The 21,279-nt window shown below is 46.1% G+C and carries 19 protein-coding genes and 5 tRNA genes; 9 read left to right on the forward strand and 15 right to left on the reverse strand.

The features are described 5' to 3' along the window. Window positions 1-138: 138 nt before the first annotated feature. Window positions 139-1,578 (reverse strand): sucrose-specific PTS transporter subunit IIBC, encoded by a 1,440-nt coding sequence (locus ACKLNH_RS11510; protein ID WP_413112409.1) that lies wholly within the window; start codon window positions 1,576-1,578, stop codon window positions 139-141. Window positions 1,579-1,812: 234 nt separating this feature from the next. On the opposite strand from ACKLNH_RS11510, the gene ACKLNH_RS11515 reads away from it, so the two are divergent. Then, the gene (locus tag ACKLNH_RS11515; protein WP_413112410.1) at window positions 1,813-2,799 is read left to right on the forward strand and encodes a LacI family DNA-binding transcriptional regulator; all 987 of its coding nucleotides are present in this window, start codon (window positions 1,813-1,815) and stop codon (window positions 2,797-2,799) included. A 99-nt stretch (window positions 2,800-2,898) separates the two neighbouring features. On the opposite strand, the gene ACKLNH_RS11520 is transcribed toward ACKLNH_RS11515, so the two are convergent. Next, complete coding sequence (locus tag ACKLNH_RS11520; protein ID WP_413112411.1) at window positions 2,899-4,272, reverse strand: carbohydrate porin; 1,374 nt, start codon at window positions 4,270-4,272, stop codon at window positions 2,899-2,901. A 494-nt stretch (window positions 4,273-4,766) separates the two neighbouring features. On the opposite strand from ACKLNH_RS11520, the gene ACKLNH_RS11525 reads away from it, so the two are divergent. Continuing rightward, a complete protein-coding gene (locus ACKLNH_RS11525) occupies window positions 4,767-5,498 on the forward strand; it encodes an RluA family pseudouridine synthase (protein ID WP_413112412.1) in 732 nt (243 codons plus the stop codon). Window positions 5,499-5,691: 193 nt separating this feature from the next. Here the strand turns inward: ACKLNH_RS11525 and ACKLNH_RS11530 are convergent. After that, a tRNA-Ser gene (locus ACKLNH_RS11530) sits at window positions 5,692-5,782 on the reverse strand. A gap of 307 nt (window positions 5,783-6,089) precedes the next feature. On the opposite strand from ACKLNH_RS11530, the gene ACKLNH_RS11535 reads away from it, so the two are divergent. From ACKLNH_RS11535 to ACKLNH_RS11560, 6 genes are read left to right on the forward strand one after another with little or no spacing between them, the layout of a single operon-like run. Then, window positions 6,090-7,058 (forward strand): AAA family ATPase, encoded by a 969-nt coding sequence (locus tag ACKLNH_RS11535; RefSeq protein WP_413112413.1) that lies wholly within the window; start codon window positions 6,090-6,092, stop codon window positions 7,056-7,058. Next, window positions 7,055-7,963: a DUF58 domain-containing protein gene (locus ACKLNH_RS11540; protein WP_413112414.1), complete on the forward strand. Its 909-nt coding sequence runs from the start codon at window positions 7,055-7,057 to the stop codon at window positions 7,961-7,963. Before ACKLNH_RS11535 ends, ACKLNH_RS11540 begins: the two co-directional genes overlap by 4 nt. A 1-nt stretch (window position 7,964) precedes the next feature. Next, a complete protein-coding gene (locus ACKLNH_RS11545; RefSeq protein WP_413112415.1) occupies window positions 7,965-8,462 on the forward strand; it encodes a DUF4381 domain-containing protein in 498 nt (165 codons plus the stop codon). Continuing rightward, a complete protein-coding gene (locus ACKLNH_RS11550) occupies window positions 8,455-9,420 on the forward strand; it encodes a VWA domain-containing protein (protein ID WP_413112416.1) in 966 nt (321 codons plus the stop codon). Before ACKLNH_RS11545 ends, ACKLNH_RS11550 begins: the two co-directional genes overlap by 8 nt. After that, entirely contained in the window at window positions 9,413-11,251 is a 1,839-nt protein-coding gene (locus ACKLNH_RS11555; protein WP_413112417.1) for a vWA domain-containing protein, read from the forward strand. The genes ACKLNH_RS11550 and ACKLNH_RS11555 overlap by 8 nt, the downstream gene beginning before the upstream one ends. A gap of 7 nt (window positions 11,252-11,258) precedes the next feature. Then, the gene (locus ACKLNH_RS11560) at window positions 11,259-12,833 is read left to right on the forward strand and encodes a BatD family protein (protein WP_413112418.1); all 1,575 of its coding nucleotides are present in this window, start codon (window positions 11,259-11,261) and stop codon (window positions 12,831-12,833) included. Window positions 12,834-12,894: 61 nt separating this feature from the next. Here the strand turns inward: ACKLNH_RS11560 and ACKLNH_RS11565 are convergent, their stop codons facing one another. The 6 genes from ACKLNH_RS11565 to ACKLNH_RS11590 all read right to left on the reverse strand — a co-directional run bounded on the left by ACKLNH_RS11565 (window position 12,895) and on the right by ACKLNH_RS11590 (window position 18,699). Next, a complete protein-coding gene (locus tag ACKLNH_RS11565) occupies window positions 12,895-13,605 on the reverse strand; it encodes a glycerophosphoryl diester phosphodiesterase (RefSeq protein ID WP_413112419.1) in 711 nt (236 codons plus the stop codon). A 39-nt stretch (window positions 13,606-13,644) separates the two neighbouring features. Next, entirely contained in the window at window positions 13,645-14,412 is a 768-nt protein-coding gene (locus tag ACKLNH_RS11570; protein WP_413112420.1) for a DeoR/GlpR family DNA-binding transcription regulator, read from the reverse strand. Window positions 14,413-14,423: 11 nt separating this feature from the next. After that, complete coding sequence (gene ugpC, locus ACKLNH_RS11575; protein WP_413112421.1) at window positions 14,424-15,596, reverse strand: sn-glycerol-3-phosphate ABC transporter ATP-binding protein UgpC; 1,173 nt, start codon at window positions 15,594-15,596, stop codon at window positions 14,424-14,426. Further along, entirely contained in the window at window positions 15,586-16,428 is an 843-nt protein-coding gene (gene ugpE / locus ACKLNH_RS11580; RefSeq protein ID WP_413112422.1) for a sn-glycerol-3-phosphate ABC transporter permease UgpE, read from the reverse strand. The genes ugpC and ugpE overlap by 11 nt, the downstream gene beginning before the upstream one ends. A 25-nt stretch (window positions 16,429-16,453) precedes the next feature. Continuing rightward, on the reverse strand, window positions 16,454-17,335 hold the full coding sequence (locus ACKLNH_RS11585; protein ID WP_413112423.1) for an ABC transporter permease subunit: 882 nt from the start codon (window positions 17,333-17,335) through the stop codon (window positions 16,454-16,456). 71 nt (window positions 17,336-17,406) lie between these two features. Beyond that, a complete protein-coding gene (locus ACKLNH_RS11590) occupies window positions 17,407-18,699 on the reverse strand; it encodes an extracellular solute-binding protein (RefSeq protein ID WP_413112424.1) in 1,293 nt (430 codons plus the stop codon). Window positions 18,700-18,844: 145 nt separating this feature from the next. Between ACKLNH_RS11590 and ACKLNH_RS11595 the strand changes: the two genes are divergently transcribed. Further along, the gene (locus ACKLNH_RS11595; RefSeq protein WP_413112425.1) at window positions 18,845-19,189 is read left to right on the forward strand and encodes a porin family protein; all 345 of its coding nucleotides are present in this window, start codon (window positions 18,845-18,847) and stop codon (window positions 19,187-19,189) included. Window positions 19,190-19,403: 214 nt separating this feature from the next. Here ACKLNH_RS11595 and ACKLNH_RS11600 read toward each other — a convergent pair whose 3' ends face one another. The 6 genes from ACKLNH_RS11600 to pgsA all read right to left on the reverse strand — a co-directional run bounded on the left by ACKLNH_RS11600 (window position 19,404) and on the right by pgsA (window position 21,276). Then, complete coding sequence (locus ACKLNH_RS11600) at window positions 19,404-20,051, reverse strand: HAD family hydrolase (RefSeq protein WP_413112426.1); 648 nt, start codon at window positions 20,049-20,051, stop codon at window positions 19,404-19,406. Window positions 20,052-20,109: 58 nt separating this feature from the next. Next, window positions 20,110-20,185, reverse strand: a tRNA-Gly gene (locus tag ACKLNH_RS11605). 25 nt (window positions 20,186-20,210) lie between these two features. Further along, window positions 20,211-20,297, reverse strand: a tRNA-Leu gene (locus ACKLNH_RS11610). A 77-nt stretch (window positions 20,298-20,374) separates the two neighbouring features. Then, window positions 20,375-20,450, reverse strand: a tRNA-Gly gene (locus ACKLNH_RS11615). A 3-nt stretch (window positions 20,451-20,453) separates the two neighbouring features. Next, a tRNA-Cys gene (locus ACKLNH_RS11620) sits at window positions 20,454-20,527 on the reverse strand. 191 nt (window positions 20,528-20,718) lie between these two features. Beyond that, window positions 20,719-21,276, reverse strand: a complete 558-nt coding sequence (gene pgsA / locus ACKLNH_RS11625) for a CDP-diacylglycerol--glycerol-3-phosphate 3-phosphatidyltransferase (protein WP_413112427.1) — start codon at window positions 21,274-21,276, stop codon at window positions 20,719-20,721. Window positions 21,277-21,279: the final 3 nt, after the last annotated feature.

A 21,279-nucleotide genomic window follows, 5' to 3' on the forward strand; every position in this document is an offset into this window, starting at 1 on the left:
ATGACAACCGAATACAATGTGATATTTCACGCTGTCATGTAAAAATATAAAAAGGCTAGCCAAGCCAAATCACCTAGCTAGCACCCCAAAGCTTAGGAAATGAAGTGAAAAGGGGGGCTTCACTTCTAGGGAGAAACGTTAAGCTGTTGCTTTAATGTTTTGTTTGCTGCGCTCACGCAGACCTAAAACAACGGTCAGTGCAAAGGCTGTCACGAACGCGATAATCATACCTACCACGTAGTAGCCAATTTTTTCTGGCGATATTGAGATGATGCCAGGAATACCCGCCGCACCCAGGGCTTGTGCTTTCACATTGAACATAGTGATAAATGCGCTTGAAACCGCAGCAGCACAAACCGCAGCAATGAATGGGTAGCGAAGCTTCAAGTTCACACCGAACATTGCAGGCTCAGTAATACCAAGCAGACCTGTCACACCAGAAGGAATCGCAATACTCTTCATTTTTGTATCGCGAGTCATGAAACCAACAGCCAGTGCCGCCGCACCTTGTGACACGTTAGACATCGCTGCGATAGGGAAGATGAACGTGCCGCCTGTCGTTACGATATCCGCAAGCAACTGAGTTTCGATTGCGATAAAGCTATGGTGCATACCTGTGATTACAAATGGCGCATAAATCAAACCAAACACCGCACCACCAATGAAACCAGCGCTGTTGTATAACCAGTTCAGGCCATCCCCCAATAAGAAGCCGATATCACGTGTAAATGGACCAACAACGGTGAATGTCAGAAGACCAGTCACGAAGATTGCCAATAGCGGCGTAAGCAAGTTATCCAGAACCGAAGGCACCACTTTACGTAGGCTAAGCTCGACTTTCGCTAGAATAAACGCAGAAACAAGAACTGGCAGTACTGAACCTTGATAGCCCACTTTCTCAATTTCAAAGCCTAAAATGTTCCAAACTGGAATGCTGCCCGACACCGATGCGCCACCGAAGCCCCAACCATTAAGAAGGTCTGGGTGAACCATCAACATACCTAAAGCCGCGCCGAGGTATGGGTTACCACCAAACTTCTTACTAGCTGAAAATGCTAATAAAATAGGTAAGTACACAAAAGGGGCATTAGCAAATGTATTGATCATGTTTGCTAAGTCGGTCAAGCCCGGATTGGCGTCAATTAAAGATTTGCCATCAATAAACAAGCCTTGAGCCGTCAATAGGTTGTAGATACCCATCAACAGACCACCAGCAACAATCGCAGGAATAATAGGTACAAAAATATCAGACAGGCCTTTCACAGCGCGTTGCACAATATTTTGGTTATCAGCACCCGCTGACGCCACGTCGTTGGTCGACATTTCCGTCATTTCCGTCAGCTTAGCCAGCTCAGCATAAACTTGGTTAACGATGCCTGAACCAAAGATGATCTGATATTGACCCGCTACTTTAAACTGGCCCTTGACCCCTTCTAGGTTATCAATCGCCTGTTCATCAATTTTGTCTTGATCTGCAACCGCAAGGCGCAGACGAGTCGCACAGTGTGCGAGTGCAGTGATATTACTTTTACCACCTAATAGAGTGAGCAGCTCTTTTGCTATTTTTGGATAATTCATTACATACCCCATTGGATTGTCATTTGAGCCTTTGAATTTCTCGGGAACGTTTGCAAAACAAATTTTTGCCTAGAAACAACAAATGATCAAAGATAACTGCTCAATAGTGTGAGAATGATCTTCAAATTATCTCCCTAAGATGAGAAGACAGGGTTAAAATCTCTTGATAACAGGGAAATTTGATACTCTGTTTGCAAACCGTCCCAAAACTAAAATTACAAATGGATATTTATAATGGCTAGTCTTCATGATGTCGCTCGTCTCGCTGGAGTTTCCAAGTCGACGGTCTCAAGAGTAATCAACGATGAGTATGGCGTGAAAGAAGCGACCAAGGTTAAGGTTCGTAAAGCGGTAGAAGAGTGTGGCTATCTCCCAAACCAAGTCGCTAAAGACTTAAAGTCTCAGAAAACCAACCTCGTTGGGGTGATTGTTCCTAGGGTTTCTTCCCACGCCACCTCTCAAGGGGTTGACGGTTTAACCGCAGTATTAGAGCAAGCGGGCAAGCATGTTCTATTAGCGAGCACGCACCAAGCACACCACAAAGAACTCGAATATATTCAGATATTTAATCAGAAACGTGTTGAAGGCATCATCCTGTACGCGACCCACCTCGACAACAAATTAGTCAAAGCGATTCAAAGCTCTGCAGTACCGGTGGTGTTGGTTGGTCAAGACGGCTCGATGTTTAACATCCCGAGTATTGTGCACGATGATACGCGCGTCGGATTTGAAGCTGGCAATCGCCTCATATCGAAAGGGTGTAAGAATATGGGGTTTATTGGTGTACAAGGTGACGATATTGCAGTTGATAAAATGAGATCGGAAGGGTTTGTCCAATCGCTTCAATTCAACGATCTCACGCTGCAATTTCACGCTCGTGGCGATTTCACCATTGACTCAGGGTATAAACTGGCTAAGCAGCATCTAAGTAAGCACTCCAAATTAGATGGTTTGTTTTGTGCCACGGACCGTATCGCGCTTGGTGCAATAAAAGCTATTCAAGAAGCCGGGCTTGTCCCTGGAAAGGATGTGTTGGTCCTTGGTGTCGGTGACGATGAGCTCGCCTCAGTATGTACTCCAACGCTTTCCACATTCAACTATGCTTTTGATAAAGCAGGAGAAAATGGAGCTAAACTGCTTCTAGACCGTATTGAGAAAAAAGGTTTTGAAATGAGTAAGATGGTGCTGACATTTACCACCATCGAAAGAGAGTCTTGCTAACTAAGCCAAATTCGAGATACAAAAATGCCAACCTCAAGGGTTGGCATTTTATTGATGTTGATATCACATCACGAACAGAACTCGCCCTCTAAACGAGAGTTAGAACCAAGTTTCCATCTGCAATGCAAATAGGACTTCTCCGCCCTCTCCCATGGTCGCTGCATCAGGATCTGTGCTAATGGAGTACCCATTTAAGTTTTCACTCCAGTCAACATAACTCACAGCAAAACGCAGCTCTGGTCTGTCAAAAAAGCCTGTGCTGGTTGATAGCTTTAACGTAGGCGCTACCGTGGCTTTATAGAAACCACCACTGGCTTGTTCCGTTGCGTTATCCAAATCCATGTATTGCAATGAACCCTCGTAAACCATCTCAAAGTTCTCTGTAAACTCTTGAGCTAATCGAACGTTCAAAGAAGCCCAAGTAAACTCGTCATTCTTTTTAAGACGGTCTTGGCTATGCTCCGCCATTAACGCAGGCGCTAAACGCCAGTTGTTACCAATGCGAGTCACACCGTAGCTAAACAGACGAACGGCTTTTGCGTCATCCAGTAGACCACCATTGGAACCGATGCCTTTTAGCTCAGCACCTAGACCGCTACCAACTAACATACCCGTTTTAGAGAAGCCTTCCCTCAAACCAAAGAAGTTGTCTCCATGGTACGCAAACATTGCGTGTACACCGCTTTCAGCAGCGCCATTTAGGCGGCTGTCATTGTCTGCTGAGGTCATGCCACTCAACATCACTTGCCATTGGCCAATACGGTTATTCATGGTTGCAATATAGTTTTCTACATCTGTTGATGAGCTATCAATCTCACCAAAGTCTCGGCCATAGATAGAGAAATTCGCTTTCCAGTTGTCGCTCATCTGAACGTCGTAAACGCCCGCACCAGTACCTGATAAGAAGACAATATCCGAATCGACAAAGTGAATATCAAAATTGTCGCGATCGAATCGTTTACCTGCCCAGAATGTTGCTTCAGAAAACGCCTCAGATTCAGAGAACATGCTCAGACGGTTCAATTCTGAATACACTTGTCGTACGTTCAACTGGCTTTCGCTGGCTGTCCACTCGTTATTTGTCTCAGTACTGTCGGCTAACATGATACGAAACAAGGCACTAGAACCATCATCTGCAAAGCGCTTATGAATCAAGTTCGCTTCAACGTAATGATCATCTTCTACACCAAGTCGTCCAACTGGCGCGCCAATGGCACCTGCAGCCGTCATATAAGGTCCTGTGCCTGTCGCGCCGTTTAGGTCATCGTTAATCAATAACCCAGAGCGTGCATAGCCGTGAAATTCAAACGAAGAAGCCTTTTCATTTGCTTCGGTAGAAACCTGCTCTGTTTGTACAACTCTTTGTTCTAATGCATTAATACGTTGCTCTAATGCTGCAACGTCTTCACTTGCTAATACCGATGTAGTCATTAGCCCCATTGTTACAGCAACCGCTAAAGTGTGTAGTTTCATTCTTATATTCTCACATTGATTGTTTTGGCTTGCTGCAAACGTTCCCAAAACAATTCGTAAGCGTATCTGAGCTTATAATTGTTGATGTATAAGCCCTATTTTGAAGAAAAATAGAAATCAGTTGTATTGATTACTTCACTTTTTGTATCTGAACGGATGATATATCGATACTTTCGGGAACGTTACCTTAAATGCGTGATTCTGATAAGTTTGTCACAAGTGAAGTTGATTCATGGGTGAAAAACACTGTATCGCGCACATCTGTCTCAATGAAGCATGTATCGAACAGCGATAAGAAAAGCTAACCTACACTTGGTAAGAAGGTACTGCGGGTTTTAATGGGCTTTGTTAATGATATGGACGCTTCCCAATGTTAGAAAAACCGGATGAGTTCAACAAAACCCTGATGAAGGCGGTTAAGTCTATAAAGTAGTAGCCAACTTAACTGATCCATTATATAAACCTTCTCCCACTTATCACATCAGGTCCCTTAAATGTCGAAACCAGACTCATCTACAAATGAAATCGTTGATAATTTTGTTGCACCTGAGTGTCTGGCGCGGGTAGAGATCCTTTATCAAGATGATGATATTTTATTGATCAATAAGCCGAGTGGTTTATTAAGTTTATCCGGTAAAAACCGGCTCAATTGGGATTCAGTGCATTACCGTTTAGTTAACGGTCAATGCGCTACCCAAGATCAAAAAGCGACGCTGGCTTTTGTGGATGCTAAATTACCCCATCGGCTAGATTTGGGAACGTCTGGCGTTATGGTGGTGGGGCTTAACAACGCTGCATCTAAGAGCCTGAATCATCAGTTTCAAGCACGAACAGTGCAAAAGCGCTATCTGGCTATGCTAGCTGGGTGGGTTGACGCTGACAGTGGCCAAATCTCCGCCCCTATCGCTAAAGATAAAGCTCTGTTTCCCCGCGTAAAGATTTGCCACTGTACGGGGAAAAGTGCCACTAGTGACTATCAGGTCATTCGCCGCCTGGATAACCCGCCTCGAACGTTAGTGCAATACACCCCCATAACAGGTCGCACCCATCAATTACGGATCCATAGCCTTGAATTTGGTCACCCTATTTTAGGTTGTGATCTTTATAACAGCCTTGAAGCGAGTGACATCTCACCACGCTTAATGCTCCATGCCAGCGATATTTACTTCACTCACCCTGCCTCAGGCGAGCCTATCCATGGTCATAGTCCAAACCCATTTAAGTAATCAGTATCACGTCTATACGTTTTTGAGTTTGTACGCTCAAATCTTCACGCTTTCAGATTGATGCTCAGATGAGATAACGTATCTTTTGCTCGTATACGTTTGTTTGTAGCGGCTCGTGTGAAGCCATTGCTGGAAGGAAATGCCAAGATACAAAAAAGCCGCTGATAAATCAGCGGCTTATTCGTTTTGAAAGTGGCGGAGAGATAGGGATTTGAACCCTAGATACGCTATTAACGTATGCCGGTTTTCAAGACCGGTGCTTTCAACCACTCAGCCATCTCTCCGTGTGGTGCGCATAATACCGATGAGGCACAACAGTGTCAAAGTAAAATTCACCTAAAACAGACTAAGTGGACACTAAACCACCAAGACTGCGTTTGCAGCGTCATCATTGTGTATTTCACCATCAATATGACAACCTCAACATGGCAGCATAAGCAAATATCGTTTTTTTTCGTTATCTCCTATCACTATGATACAACTATTGATTTCCGTTTAAACCTATTTACGATTAGACATATTTTTTACGAAACCAACTGACCTCAAAACGGTCACAGTGGACGAGCAAATTGTAAAAAGGGACAAACACCGATGACTACAGCATCACTAAATACAACGTTTCAGTCGTTAAACCGCTACCTAGAAACACAAGTAATTGGCCAGCCAGAACTGGTTAAGCAACTACTCATTGCTTTGCTCGCCGATGGGCATATCTTAGTGGAAGGTCCTCCAGGGCTAGCTAAAACACGGGCTGTAAAAGTTCTCGCCGATTGCATCGAAGGAAGCTTTCACCGCTTACAATTTACCCCCGACCTCTTGCCTGCTGATTTAACCGGTACCGATATTTATCGCCCTGAAACAGGCAGTTTTGAATTTCAATCGGGGCCAATCTTCCATTCGTTAGTTCTCGCTGATGAAATTAACCGTGCCCCAGCCAAAGTCCAAGCGGCGATGCTGGAAGCGATGGCTGAAAAGCAGATCACCGTCGGTAAAAAAACCTACCAACTCCCTGACTTGTTCTTAGTCATGGCGACACAAAACCCGATCGAACAAGAGGGGACATACCCACTTCCCGAAGCGCAATTAGATCGCTTTTTATTACAATTGCAAGTCGATTACCCCAATGGCACCAGTGAGTTAGATATCTTACGCTTGAACCGTGGCGAAGCGTTGGGCTTAGAGAAACATGAGCCAGTGCATTTATCGCAACAATCCATCTTTGCCGCCCGCCAAGCAGCACTGCAATTGCACATGGCTGAAGAAGTCGAGCAATACATCATTCGCCTTGTCATGGCGACGCGTCAACCCAAAAAATATAGCGATGAATTAGCCAGTTGGTTACAACTTGGGGTCAGCCCACGCGCAACCCTTGCCCTTGATCGCTGCGCGCGTGCACATGCATGGCTCGATGGTCGCGATTTCGTCACCCCCGATGACGTGATGCAAATGGCCTACCCTGTTTTGCGTCACCGCTTACTGCGCAGTTATGAAGCACAAGCGGAAGGGATCAGCGCCGATCACATCATCGATAAACTTCTAACACTGGTAACTAGCGCATGAAACTCCCCGCCCATAGTGATGGCATAAATCTGTCGCTGGCCGAGCTTATGCACTACCAACGGCAATCAATACGCTGGCTTCCGCCAGCACTGAGTATTTGGTCTCACCTTAGTGGCCAGCACCAAAGCCGCAAGAAAGGCCGAGGTATGGACTTTGCCGAAGTTCGCCCCTATCAACAAGGGGATGATATTCGCTCAATTGATTGGCGAGTCACAGCGCGAACCGGTAAACCACATACCAAGCTGTTTGCTGAAGAACGCGAATGCCCAGTCATGCTGGTCGTTGACCTCTCCAGTACGATGCAATTTGGTTCAACCTTACTGTATAAATCGGTGCAAGCAGCCCATCTTGCGAGCCTTCTTTGCTGGCTGACCGTCGCACAAAAAGATCGCATTGGCGGCATGGTAATTGGAGCAACACAGTTACAAGAGTGTAAGCCAACCGCCCGCCAGCAAGGCGCATTACAACTCTTAAATATGCTAAGAGCAGTGCATTTACCGGATGAAAATAGCGCTGTTGTTGAGCGTAATTTACAACAAAAAGCATTGCGCCAATTACATCAGCTCTGCCCTAAAGGCAGTGATATCATTGTGATCAGTGACTTTAGTCAGCTAAATACGGCGCATATCCAACACTACAAACAACTGAGCCAACATAATCGGCTAACACTGATGAATATCTATGACCCACTAGAGCGAGGAGAGACAAGTTATCGTGGTAACAGTTGGCTCAGTGATCTGTCGAAAACCCTTAACGTCAGTTTCGCTAACGCTAACACCCGCAGTGCGCTAGCTAACCACTTTAATGCTCATTGCGATCAGTTGACCCAACTCGCCCGTCAGTTAAAAGCGCCGCTTTACTCGGTTTCGGCAGGTCAACCATTGCTTGAGCAGCTCGGAGGATAAAATGGACAATGCATTACCTCTCGATCCAATTATTGTCGGAAAGGCGCCTAGCCTATGGCCGTTACCCGTCGCTTTCTGGTGTATCACGTTACTGTGTGTTATTGCTATCGTCGCTGTAATTCGATGGGCTTTAAAGCGCCAGCGTGCAAACAAAGCTCGCCGAGAAGCCTTAGCCCAGTTGCACCAATTATCACTCAGCAAGCAACCTAACCTATCCGCACTCAATAGCCTATTACGCCGCACGGCACTAAGCTACTTTGCGCGTGAAGAAGTGGCGCCTCTGCACGGTGAAGCTTGGTTAGCGTGGCTTGATCAACAAGTGCCAAATAAACAACTGGCGTCCTCCACCTTTTCAGACCTACAAGCCGTATGGTTGCAAGGCCTCTATACCACCCAACCGCTAGATAGTAATACATGGCAAACTTGCCTTGCTACAGCAATAGACTGGACGACATCATTCTCAATTCCCAAAACACCAAGGAGGAGGACGGATGTTTAGCTTTAGTTATGTCTGGTTTTGGTTGCTGTTGCCTCTCCCTCTCGTTATCCGCTTTACCTTAACAGCAGTAAAGCCCGAGCAGTCAGTACGACTCGCTCAACTCCCTGCTGAACTCACAAAAGTGGATCGACAACCACGTCTACCCGCCGCACTGCTTATTATCTGTTGGGGGTGTGTGGTTGCCGCATTAGCCCGCCCCATTTGGGAAGGTGAGCCTATTGCGATTCCATCTGAGCACCGAGACATCATGCTAGTGGTCGACCTGTCAGGTTCAATGGACATACAAGATATGCAAGGACAGCATGGACGTGCAATTGATCGTCTAAGTGCAGTTAAAGAAGTATTAAGCGACTTTGTTGCGACTCGCCATGGTGATCGCCTTGGACTCGTCGTATTTGCCGATCACGGCTATCTGCATACACCACTTACGCTAGATATCAGCAGCCTGCAGACGCAAATCAATCAATTAACCCTTGGGCTTGTCGGGCAAATGACCGCAATTGGAGAAGGTATCGCCATTGCGACGAAAACCTTTATTGAAAGCGATGCGCCACAACGAGTAATGATCTTACTCAGTGATGGCGGCAATACCGCCGGTGTCATTGAACCTATCGAAGCCGCTGATCTGGCGGCGCAAAGCGATGTGACGATTTACAGTGTTGGAGTTGGCGCTGAAGAGATGCAGGTTCGTCGCCTCTTTAGTGTTGAAACGGTCAATCCTGCTTGGGATTTAGATGAAGCGACCTTAACCGAGGTAGCCGAAATGACTAACGGGCAATATTTTCGCGCTCGCAACAAAGATGAATTAAGTCAAATCTATCAACTCATTGATCAGCTAGAACCCATCTCTGAAACCAGTCAGGTTTGGCGCCCACGCCGTGATCTGTTTATGTATCCACTTAGCGCCGCCTTGGCAGCCTTCATGATTTTACTGATCGCGAGGAGACGTTATGGTTAATTTTCTTTATCCACTTTGGCTACTTGGCCTGATTATCAGCCCACTGTTATGGTGGCGACAGCATAAACAGCGTCACACTGCGCCGTTAATCGCAGCACACTTACAACGTGGCCCGCAGCAACGTCGACACAATAGCGTACCTTGGTTAGCACTGGGTTGGGCGCTGAGCATGATCGCCCTTGCTGGTCCCAACTGGCGGCAGACAGAGATTCCCGTCACGCAGTCAGCGGCCGCCAGAGTAATTGTGATGGACATGTCGCTGGCAATGTTAGGCCAAGACATTGCGCCTAATCGTTACACACAAGCGATATTCAAAGTGATGGACTTACTGCCTTTACTTGCTGACGGCTATACCGGTCTCGTTAGCTATGCAGCGGACGGTTACACGGTGAGCCCCCTCACTCACGATAGTGCAACGATTCGCACTCACCTGCCAAACCTGTCACCGCAAATTATGCCGCTACAGGGTAAAAATGCCGCCAATGGTGTTAAGCAAGCAATTACCCTGCTATCTCAAGCCGGCTATCGAGAAGGGGATATCATCCTAGTGACATCAGGGATCAGCGAAAAGGAACAAACGGCAATCGCAACGCAATTATCTGGAAATGGCTGGCGCTTCTCCTCTTTGGCCATTGCGACTGAACAAGGTACGCCGATATACGACCTTGAAGGTCGGTTACTGAGCGACAATCAAGGCAACACGGTGGTGTCTCGCGTTACTCCTTCACGATTACAACAACTCAGCAGAGAGACTGGCGGGCTTTATCAAGCCTATCGCTCGGACAACACAGACATTCAACGCTTAAGCACCCGTTTAATGCAGCAACATGACCGCACCAATACAGAGTTAAGCACCGAGCGAAAAGCAACACAAGTGATCAATGACGGCTACTGGCTTATCTGGCCAATTATGCTCATCTTGTTAATGGCGTTTCGCAAAGGGGTAATATGGATAGTGCCCGTTTGCTTACTCCTACAACCCGAAAGTGCCACGGCCTCTGTTTTAGATGGTGTTTGGAAAAACAATGATGTGCAGGCTCACGAGCTCTACCAGCAGCAACAATATGATGAAGCTGCCTCTCGCTTTAACGATCCTCATTGGCGCGGAAGTGCCTACTATCAAGCTGGCGACTACACAGCGGCTGTCGATGCTTACTCGCAAGTCGGCGATCACAGCGCAGACTATAACCTTGCCAATGCCTACGCACAGCTCGGCGAGCTTGAACAAGCAGAGCGCCTTTATCGGGACGTGTTAGAGCGTGACCCAAACCATACCTCGGCCGCCAACAATTTGGCCCTACTTGAACAGCTCAAGCAACAGCAACAGCAACAGCAACAGCAACAGGATGACAATCGCTCTTCAAACGAGCAAGAGGGCGATCCCTCGGACAGTCATTCATCGAACGAGAATGGCGAGCCAAGCAACCAACCCTCCAATGAATCTAATGAGTCCAATGGCACGCCTGAAGATACGCTTGATCCGTCAACCGATGAAGCCAACAATCCAGATAACGCGCCGGCATCTCAACCAGAACCACCAGCGCCGAATGATATGGAATCTGCACCTTCTTCTGCGCAGGAAGAAGATAGTGAGGTAGAAACCGATTCAGAGGCTGCGGGGATGGAACAACAAGATACTGAACAAGCCGACGATGAGCAGGGAGATGATACGCCGCAATCAATGGTCGAATCGGGCAGAGTCGAGCAAGCAAATCCCGTCCTCAATAAACTGAATCAAATTCCAGATGACCGCACTCGACTGCTTAAAAATCAGATGTTAATCCAAGCACGTGAGCGTGAATTGCCGCGTCAAGCAACAACAGAATGGTAACTCGATAATGAAGAGAACTTTACTTTTAATCCTTTGTTTACTGGTACCCAGCGCGGCCTTCAGTGAAGAAAAAAGCGCCATTGCTACCGTTTCAACCAATTTAGTGGCACTGAACGAGCCATTTCAGCTAACGATTACAGTCAATGATAGTGTTAACCCTCGCAGCCTCGACTTGAGCCCTTTGGCGGACGGGTTTGCCACCGGTGCGCTGCAGCAAGGCTCTCGCAGCTATAACAATAATGGTCATGTTACCCGTCAAACGACGGTTAGTTTACCTGTCGCGGTAATCGATGAAACCGTGACAGAGATCCCTCCTCTCACCATCGCGGGATTAACCACACAAGCTATCGCCTTGGATGTCAGAGCCAATATTGAAGATGCCAATCGTGACCAGCATGATGTCCAACTCAATACCCACATTGAAGCAACCTCGCTGTATCCCCAACAGAGTACACTGTATACCGTCCAACTACTGATAGCGGTGCCGATTGAGAACTACACTATCATCCCACCACACGGCGAAGGGGTCTCTGTCGAGCAATACGGCGAAGATAAGCAGTACACCACAACTGTAAATGGTCGTAACGTGGTTATCTTTGAACGTCAATACCGCCTTACCCCGAGCCAAACGGGTATCACGCACCTACAAGGCGCACAGCTTAAAGGGGATATTATTCGCACCGCAAGAAGGGGCTTTGGCAGCAGTGTGGCTTTCCCTGTCGAGCGACAAGGCGAAACAGTCGAGCTTACCGTGCACCCCATTCCAGAAAGTTATGAAGGTGTTTGGCTACCCACGCCTTCGCTAACACTGGCTCAAGACTGGTTACCAGAAACACAAACACTTGCTTCTGGTGATGCGCTAACCCGCGAGATCCAACTCTCGATTGCTGGTGTCTCTCCGGCAGACTTCCCCGCGATTGTTATCAACTACCCTAATAGCGTCAGTGTTTATGATGAACGCCCGAGTTATACCACTGATAACGGCGTGACAACGATGTCGTTAAAACAGGTCATCATTCCACGTCAATCGGGCGAGTTAACTCTACCAGGGCTGAGCGTTAATTGGTGGAACAGTGATACGCACCAACAAGAAACGGCGTCACTTGCTCCCTTCACCCTGACGGTTACTCCATCCCTCATTGCGAAAGATGAATCCGATATAGCAGAGGTCGACCTCCCTATTGCCAACAACACCATTGTTGAGGTCAATGACCCCGGCATCTGGCCACTACTCACATCGTTATTCGCCACATTGTGGTTACTGACCTTAGGCATATGGTGGAAGACTCATCGCCTCCATCGCGCCGTCTCGCAACATCCACAACTTGCTAACACAGCGCTAGATACTACCTTCGCCGCTGCATTGAAATCAGGCGACAGCATGAAAATTCAGCGTGCATGGTCTACTTGCCCAGCGCACATTCGCCAGCATTGCCAACCCGCGATGCAGGCCTACCTTGCGAGTATCTATGGCAAACAAAGCAACAACAGTACTGATACGCTTACTGCGCTGCAGACGGCCTATCAAACAACACCAAATAACGTCCCCCAAGAGGAAGCCCTAGCGCCGCTAGTGCCGTAAGCTTCGCGATTAAAACGCAGTTGAAGTAATTACTTCAACTGCGCCTCTTTACCTGAAAAAATTATCCAATAAAACGATTGGGGAAATCACTGAACACCGCATCTAAGTTATTAAGATGCTTAAGTCGACGAGGGTTATTAACGGTATAACTCCAAACTTGATAACCAGCTTGCTTTAGCTGCTCGACATCACGCTTCGCCAGCCGGCGAAAATTCAAATGACAACTAAACGCCCCTATCTCTTTGAGCAATTGCCAGTCTCTTTTACGCAGACGCTCACTTAATACACCAAGCTTATATCCCGGGCAGTTCTGGTGTAGTTGTCGCATAATACCGTGACTAAAGCTCGATAGAATGATCTTATCTTGAGGCAACGGGCAATTATCAAGCTGTGCTTTCAATTGGGTCGCAACCTTTGCTACGTCGTGCTTATCGACCTTAACCTCAATATTTAAGCCAACACCATGCGCCACGGCTAACTCGATCAGCTCTTGCAAGGTAAAGATAGGCTCACCTTTAAACTCGGGAGAAAACCAGCCACCGAAATCAAACTGACGTAGCTCCTCTAAGGTATAACTATCGAGTCGACCTTTGCCATCACTGCAGCGATTAATCGTGTGGTCGTGGCAAACAACGAGAATATTGTCCTTAGTTGGTTGGACATCAATTTCCACCCATTGTAAGCCAAGTTCAATGGCGGCTTGAATGCTGGCCTTGGTATTTTCAGGGTAAAGTCCTGCCACACCTCGGTGACCGACAATCATTGGGGACATTATCACTTCCTCTTAAATGCACATTAGTTATGCGCCAGTTCAGCCATGATCGGCTGCCAATAGTTCCACTTGGTTTATTTCGCACAGTTTCTCTATCGCGTCTGTTTTTTCATCGATAAATAACCTATCCATTTCAGCAAGGCGCCCACTGATGATCGGTGCATAACGACCTAGTTTAGTCTTATCTGCCACGAGCCAACACTGATTACTTTGCGCAATGATTGCTCGCGATAAATCGGCTTCTTCTGGTGTAAAGTCAAGTAGCAACCCATCGTCTGTTAGCCCGCCAACCCCAAAAATACCAACTTTAATGTAAAAACGGCGATAAAAATTTGTGGTTGTTTCGCCAACCGTATCTTCATCGGATGAGCGAACTTGACCACCCGCAAGGTGCACAGTCAGATTCGAATTACGGCTTAATATTGACGCCGCATTAATATTGTTTGTCACCACCGTTAATCCTGGGTGATCGAGTAGCGCATGAGCAACTTGCTTCGGCGTTGTGCCAATCCCAAGGAAAATGCTAGTACCTTCAGGGAGTTCTTGCGCAATCCGTCGTGCTATTGACTGCTTAGCCGGTAAATTAACCACCTCTCGATTCGAAAAAGAGACGTTATCGTTGGCCGTTGGAAGCATAATGCCACCATGAACACGCCTAACCATACCCTTGTCACTCAAATCGTTCATATCTTTACGGATTGTTTGTACAGATACCGCAAATCTTTCAGAAAGAAGGGTACTTGATAGTACTCCGTGAGCCTCACCGAGAAAAGTGAGGATCTCTCGTTGTCTTGCTGATAACGCCACAAGAAGTCCTTTTAAGCGATAGCTTTGTCACTGTTGATATGCTCAACTCTAGACTGTTTAGTCAAACGCTGACCTTGTTCATCAAATAAGTGCAATTTATCGACACTGATATAAAACGGAATCGCTTTCTCGCAGTTGATTTCCATTTCAGGTGTGACTGAAATAAACGACTCACCGTAAATATTACCGTGCACCAGTTGATTAGGACCAAGAGGTTCTACAACCGAAATATCCATCGTTAACGCCAATTGCGTGCAATCCTCTCTCTCCAACTGGGCATTTTCTGGTCGGATACCAACCGTTACATTGCTGGCACTAACGTGGGAGTATTCAGGGATAAATAGCGCATGACTCCCCATTTTGAGCGTGCCTTTGTCTAACGTTGCAGGTAAGAAGTTCATGGCGGGGCTACCAATAAAACTTGCTACGAAGCGACTGGCAGGCTTATGGTAAACCTCTGAAGGCGTCCCTATTTGCTCGATTTCACCACCATTTAACACCACAATGCGATCAGCTAACGTCATCGCTTCCACTTGATCATGAGTAACATAAACACTAGTAACGCCAAATTTTCGTTGGAGATCTTTTATTTCTAAGCGCATATGGGCTCGAAGCGCCGCATCAAGGTTTGATAATGGCTCATCGAATAGAAATAGCTGAGGAGAGCGCACGATAGCACGGCCCATAGCAACACGTTGCCGTTGACCTCCAGATAACTTAGACGGTTTGCGATCTAGGTAATCTTCTATCTTGAGTGTCTTGGCTACCTGTTCGATTTTGTCTTTTATTGAACTTTTGTCTACACCACGGTTTTTTAGCCCATACGCAAGATTGTCATAGACGGTCATATGTGGGTACAGGGCGTAGTTTTGAAACACCATTGCGATATCACGAAGGGCCGGCTTTTCTGTATCGACTCGACGTCCACCAAGGTGTATTTCACCACTTGTTATACTTTCAAGCCCCGCAATGGAGCGAAGAATTGACGACTTTCCACAACCTGAAGGACCAACGAGGACGAGAAACTCACCTTTATCGATGTTTAGGTTAACCCCCTTAACAGCTTGATGACCATTCTCATAGGTCTTAACAAGATTCTTAAGAGTTAGCATGCTGGCCTCCGATGGATTATTTGCCACAGTATTTACTTGAGATGAACACAGTTCTAGTTGATTATTTTTCACTTTCTACGAGTCCTTTAACAAACCAACGTTGGAAAATTACCACGACTAAAATCGGTGGTAGCATGGCAAGAATGACCATCGCAAAGGCATAGTCATAGCGAGGTAAACTCGATTCACTGATGTTATTGAGGATCTGTTTGATACCCATAACAATCGTGTTATAGCTCTCATCAGTTGTCATCATTATTGGCCATAAATATTGGTTCCAACCATCGACAAACATAATAATAAAGATCGCCGCCATCATAGTTTTAGATAGTGGCAGTACGATATCGATTAAAAATCGCATTGGCCCAGCATTGTCGAGTTGGGCAGCCTCCATGAGTTCATCGGGAATCGTTTTGAAAAACTGCCGAAAGAAGAATGTCGCAGTTGCCGAGGCGATCAACGGGAAAATAAGCCCTGAATAGCTGTTTAGCAGCCCCATTTTGGCAACAATTTCATACGACGGAATAATACGAACTTCCAAAGGAAGCAATAACGTGACAAAAATAAGCCAAAACCAAGCTGTCGCGTAAGGTAATCGAAAATAGACCAAGGCATAAGCGGCAAAAATGGCGATAACGATTTTGCCTACAGCAAAACCTAGCCCCATAATCATTGAGTTCATGATCATAGATTTAGCTGTAACAGCATCTGAAAAGCCGAGACTCTTATTCCATGCTTCAGAGTAAATACCCACAAGGTTGTCACCCATGCCGAACTGTAAGCCTTCAGACATGATGGTATTTGGATGATGCGTTGAACTGGCAAAAATCAACCAAATCGGCATCAACATAAAAAGCGCGCCTAAAATCAGGATGATGTGATCAGATATTTTATTTGTTTTCATGATAACTCCGGTCTTGGGCAAAACATCAGTAGTGAACACGCTTTTCAATGAAGCGGAACTGAAGATAAGTAAGGGAAAGCACAAGAAGCAAAAGCACAACGGATTGTGCAGAGCTACCACCAAGATCCGCCCCCACAAACCCATCTCGGTAGACCTTGTAAACCAAAGAGGTGGTATTGCCGCCGGGACCACCAGCAGTCATTGTGTCAATAACACCAAAAGTATCGAAGAAAGCATAAGTAAGGTTAATAACCAATAGGAAGAAGCCTGTCGGTGCTAACAGAGGAAATGTAATGGTCCAAAAGCGCTTACGATCAGAAACGCAATCTAGCATCGCGGCTTCCCTCACTGCATAAGAGATAGACTGTAAACCCGCTAAGAAGTAGATGAAATTAACCGAGACTTGTTTCCAAACCGACACTAAAATTAAGGCGATAGTGGCATCAATTGGGTCAGTTTGAAAACTGAACTTCCAACCGATGGACGAAAACAGTTCGGTAAGCGTTCCAAAATGAGGGTTAAATAAAAACGCGCCCATAATACCTGCTACAGCAGGTGCGACTGCATATACCCATGTGAGCGTAACTTTATATGCCCCTTGCCCATGCAATACGCTGTCAGCTTTTACCGCTAAAAGTAAGGCGAGACTGAGCGATAGAAAGGATACAGTGAAAGCGAACAAGACAGTAAAAACGACTGAATTGTGATAATCACTGGATTCAAACAGCATTTGATAGTTCTCAAGCCCTACAAATGTAGAGGACATACCCCACGGGTCTTCTAACATAAATGATAAATAGACGGCTTGTGCAGCTGGATAAATAAAAAATACTGCAATAATGACTATTTGAGGGGCCAGAAGCAGGTAAGCCAATGGACAATGACTAAATTGTTGTCGACGATTCACAATATGATCCAAACGTGAAATTCAAAAGACTAAAGCCCCCACAAAAGTGAGGGCTAGATTAAATAATTGAATTACTTAACGGTTCTAGCGAAACGCTGAAGTAGGCGAGAAGACTCAACGTCTACCTTCTCTAAACTATCTTCAACCGTTGAACGACCAGCAAAGATATTATCGAACTCGCGGTGCACCACTTCTCGAATCTGTGGATAAAATCCTAGACGGTATCCTTTCGTCCACTCTCCCTCAGGAAGGCTTAGTTGTAGAACACCCACTTCTGCATCTGGCGCCTCTTTGTAGAAACCAGACTCTTTCGTCATCTCATACGCTGCGTTGGTTACCGGTACATAACCCGTTGTTTTGTGCCAGTACATTTGAGTTTCCGGCTGGGTCAGGTAAGAGAAAAACGCTGCGACGGCATCATCTTGTTTCTTATCATGCCCATTTAGAGCAAACAGAGCGGCGCCACCAATAAATGTGTGGCTTCCTTCTTTTGCTACTGACTCCCAGTAAGGAAGGTAAGTCGTCCCCATTTCAAAATCGACACGATTACGTAAACCACCAAAAGAACCGGATGACCCCATCCACATTGCTACCTCTTGGCGCTCAAATGGTGTCTGGTTCGCGTCCCAATCACTACCGTAATACTTGTAGTAGCCTTTATCATTCCACTCTTTTAGCTTAGCAACATGCATTTTCATGTCATCAGTATTGAACATGATTTTTGTTGGAAGGCCTTCATAACCGTTTTGCTTGTCGGCTAAAGGTAGATTATGACGTGACTTAAAGTTTTCGAAAAATATCCAAGCAGAAAGAGATTGCGAGAACGTCGCATGACCTGCTTCTTTTAAAACTGTCGCTGCGCTTTCGAGTTCTTCGTAAGTCGTAGGAACTTCAACACCTGCTTCGTCTAGAATGTCTTTGTTGTAATAAAGTACAGGAGTAGAGCTGTTGAAAGGCATACCGATCATTTTGCCTTCATTGTCAGCGTAAAAATTACGAACACCCGCTAGATAATGCTCTGTACTAAATGGGTAGCCAGACTCAACAAGAATATCTTGTACAGGTTTGGCAACACCCGGCGCATTCATGATTGTCGCGGCGCCAGCATCAAAAACTTGTAGAATATTTGGCGCCTCACCGGCACGGAACGCGGCAATACCCGCGGTTAGGGTTTCTGTGTACTCACCTTTATAGATTGGTGTGATTCTGTAATCATCCTGTGAGGCATTAAACTCACTAGCGATCTGATTTACAGTGTCACCCAATTGCCCCCCCATCGCATGCCAAAAAGTAATTTCGGTTTGCGCTGCAGCTACACCTGAAACAGACGCTGATAGCAATCCTGCCAGCATTAGCTTATTCATTATTCTTTCCTTTATTTTATTTTTAAAAAGAGGTTTCTAACGAGAGTTCGCTTGTTTCGTTTTAGGTAAGTTTGCGCTTGATTTATTGCAATTCCGTGTTGCGTTTATGTCAAACAAATGAACATTTTGTGGTAAGAAAAAAACATTGGATTCAGCCTTCCGTGACGACACCTCTACTTATTTTGAACACCCTGTTCCAATCCTACCTAATTTCCGCGTAGGTTTTGTCCAAGTAGACAATGCAGCATTTATTGAAGAGCCGTTAGACCTAACCTTTTATTACAATATTCTCGACAACCGCCTGATTAAAGCCGATCTGGGTGCAGGGGCGGTGGTGTGGGATATCGATGAAAGGTACTACGAGTTTTCAGAGTTTGCTGTTCATGCCTTTGCCCGCGTAGAAGGTAACCTTCCTATTACAGGGTTAGGCGCTTTTGGTGAAACACGGATTGCCAAAGGTTTGTTTACTGGTGTTGCTTTCGCGTTCTAGCGCCCACATATCGCAAAGTCACGTCGAAGTAATACCGACGTACACAACATTAAAATTGAGTAAATATCGTATTTGCGAGTGGAATATTTGCTCGTAGTAACACAGTTAACAGAATAGAAAATGAAAAAGCCTTAGCACTCACAAGGGTGCCAAGGCTTTAATTTTATGCATGACGGCTAAACCATCTGACATGTTCGTTTATCTGAACAACACACTAACGCAGTGTTGATAGCACCGTTACCAATGAAGGTGATACATTATGTCCTAGTGCTAACACCTGCTCACAAGGTTGCACCAGATCTGGGATCTGATAGGTTTGCATTCCCGCCGCCACAGCAGAGCGTACCCCATTATTCGAGTCTTCAAACGCTAAACATTTTGCAGGGTCCGCGTTGAGGCGCTGTGCCGCCAGTAAATAAATTTCTGGGTCTGGTTTACCTTTAGTGACTTCACAGCCCGTCGTAACGCTATCGAAATAGTGCTTCAAGCCAGCCAACTCCAGTTTTCTTAACGCGACATCATTTTGGGTTGATGTGGCAACAGCCAGTGCAATGCCCTGTTGTTTTAGCCATTGTAGTAGCTCAACAACCCCATCTTTAACCGGAATAGCTTGATGCATGACTACCGCATTATATCGCTGACGCCATTCACTATTTAACGCACTGTAGTCTAACTCTGGTCCGTATCCCGCCCTAATTTTCGCTTCAACTCCGGCTGAGTTACACCCGATGATAGAGAGATAGACGTCTTCAAGAAACTCAACATTGCATGCATTACACGCTTCTTTAAATATTCTCATACAGACACGTTCAGTATCTAAGAGTAATCCATCCATATCGAAAATAGCTGCATGAATGTTCATTGCTCGTCCCAAAATTCATATACGAAAAAGCCCCAGCATTTCTGCTGAGGCTTTAATTTGGAGCGACACACGAGGTTCGAACTCGTGACCTCAACCTTGGCAAGGTTGCGCTCTACCAGCTGAGCTAGTGTCGCAGACTGTATTTACAGTGTAAATAGATGGTGCCCCGGGCCGGACTTGAACCGGCACAACGCGAACGTCGAGGGATTTTAAATCCCTTGTGTCTACCAATTCCACCACCAGGGCACGCAATAATTGCGATGCGCTAACTGAAAAGTTAAACACCATCTGTGTCTCACCGCTTTCGCCATGAGATTTTAATTTGGAGCGACACACGAGGTTCGAACTCGTGACCTCAACCTTGGCAAGGTTGCGCTCTACCAGCTGAGCTAGTGTCGCAAATGGAGGCGCGTCCCGGAGTCGAACCGAGGTCCACGGATTTGCAATCCGCTGCATAGCCACTCTGCCAACGCGCCATTAACTAAGAGGAATTCCTCTCGGCTACGGGGTGGCATTTTACGGAATCATGATTCTGAGTCAACAAGAAATTTCCACTCACGCGTCTGACTGCGCTTTTTTCAATCAATTCGTTTTTAAAATCATCGATTTGGTTCAAAATAGGTGGAATACACATAGAAAAAAGCCAGCTTAAACGCTGGCTTTTTTATTAATGATTGTCGGCATCCAGTAAATCATGCCGTGCAGCATGAATGTACTGATACATTGACCAATACGTCAGGCCCATCGCCACATACAGTGCGACATACCCTAACCAGATAATATATGCATGTGGTTGCCAAATAAGCAATATTAACGCGATCATCTGAGCGGTCGTTTTCACTTTACCAACCCACGAAACGGCAACACTGCTACGCTTACCGATTTCAGCCATCCACTCCCGCAGCGCAGAAATAATAATTTCTCGCCCGATCATTGTAATGGCCGGAATGGTCACCCAGAACGTTGCATAGTCCTCGACCACCAGAACTAAAGCCGTGGCAACCATGACCTTATCGGCAACGGGATCAATAAATGCCCCAAAGCGCGTTGTTTGATTCAATTTTCGCGCCAAAAAGCCATCTAACCAGTCAGTCAACGCTGCCACTACAAATACCAGTGCGGCAACAAACTCAGCCCACTGATAAGGAAGGTAAAATATAACCACGAACACTGGGATTAGCAGCAGTCGTATAAAGCTCAAAATATTAGGAATCGTCAGGCGCATGAT

Origin of the sequence: Thaumasiovibrio clandestinus (assembly GCF_047250365.1) — a bacterium.
Lineage (GTDB): Bacteria > Pseudomonadota > Gammaproteobacteria > Enterobacterales > Vibrionaceae > Thaumasiovibrio.

Excerpts from the sequence above, each read along its gene's own strand:
- ACKLNH_RS11510 (WP_413112409.1), bottom strand. The coding sequence starts at position 1,578 with ATGAATTATCCAAAAATAGCAAAAGAGCTGCTCACTCTATTAGGTGGT.
- ACKLNH_RS11515 (WP_413112410.1), top strand. The coding sequence starts at position 1,813 with ATGGCTAGTCTTCATGATGTCGCTCGTCTCGCTGGAGTTTCCAAGTCG.
- ACKLNH_RS11520 (WP_413112411.1), bottom strand. The coding sequence starts at position 4,272 with ATGAAACTACACACTTTAGCGGTTGCTGTAACAATGGGGCTAATGACT.
- ACKLNH_RS11525 (WP_413112412.1), top strand. The coding sequence starts at position 4,767 with ATGTCGAAACCAGACTCATCTACAAATGAAATCGTTGATAATTTTGTT.
- ACKLNH_RS11535 (WP_413112413.1), top strand. The coding sequence starts at position 6,090 with ATGACTACAGCATCACTAAATACAACGTTTCAGTCGTTAAACCGCTAC.
- ACKLNH_RS11540 (WP_413112414.1), top strand. The coding sequence starts at position 7,055 with ATGAAACTCCCCGCCCATAGTGATGGCATAAATCTGTCGCTGGCCGAG.
- ACKLNH_RS11545 (WP_413112415.1), top strand. The coding sequence starts at position 7,965 with ATGGACAATGCATTACCTCTCGATCCAATTATTGTCGGAAAGGCGCCT.
- ACKLNH_RS11550 (WP_413112416.1), top strand. The coding sequence starts at position 8,455 with ATGTTTAGCTTTAGTTATGTCTGGTTTTGGTTGCTGTTGCCTCTCCCT.
- ACKLNH_RS11555 (WP_413112417.1), top strand. The coding sequence starts at position 9,413 with ATGGTTAATTTTCTTTATCCACTTTGGCTACTTGGCCTGATTATCAGC.
- ACKLNH_RS11560 (WP_413112418.1), top strand. The coding sequence starts at position 11,259 with ATGAAGAGAACTTTACTTTTAATCCTTTGTTTACTGGTACCCAGCGCG.
- ACKLNH_RS11565 (WP_413112419.1), bottom strand. The coding sequence starts at position 13,605 with ATGTCCCCAATGATTGTCGGTCACCGAGGTGTGGCAGGACTTTACCCT.
- ugpE (WP_413112422.1), bottom strand. The coding sequence starts at position 16,428 with ATGAAAACAAATAAAATATCTGATCACATCATCCTGATTTTAGGCGCG.
- ACKLNH_RS11590 (WP_413112424.1), bottom strand. The coding sequence starts at position 18,699 with ATGAATAAGCTAATGCTGGCAGGATTGCTATCAGCGTCTGTTTCAGGT.
- ACKLNH_RS11600 (WP_413112426.1), bottom strand. The coding sequence starts at position 20,051 with ATGAACATTCATGCAGCTATTTTCGATATGGATGGATTACTCTTAGAT.
- pgsA (WP_413112427.1), bottom strand. The coding sequence starts at position 21,276 with ATGCGCCTGACGATTCCTAATATTTTGAGCTTTATACGACTGCTGCTA.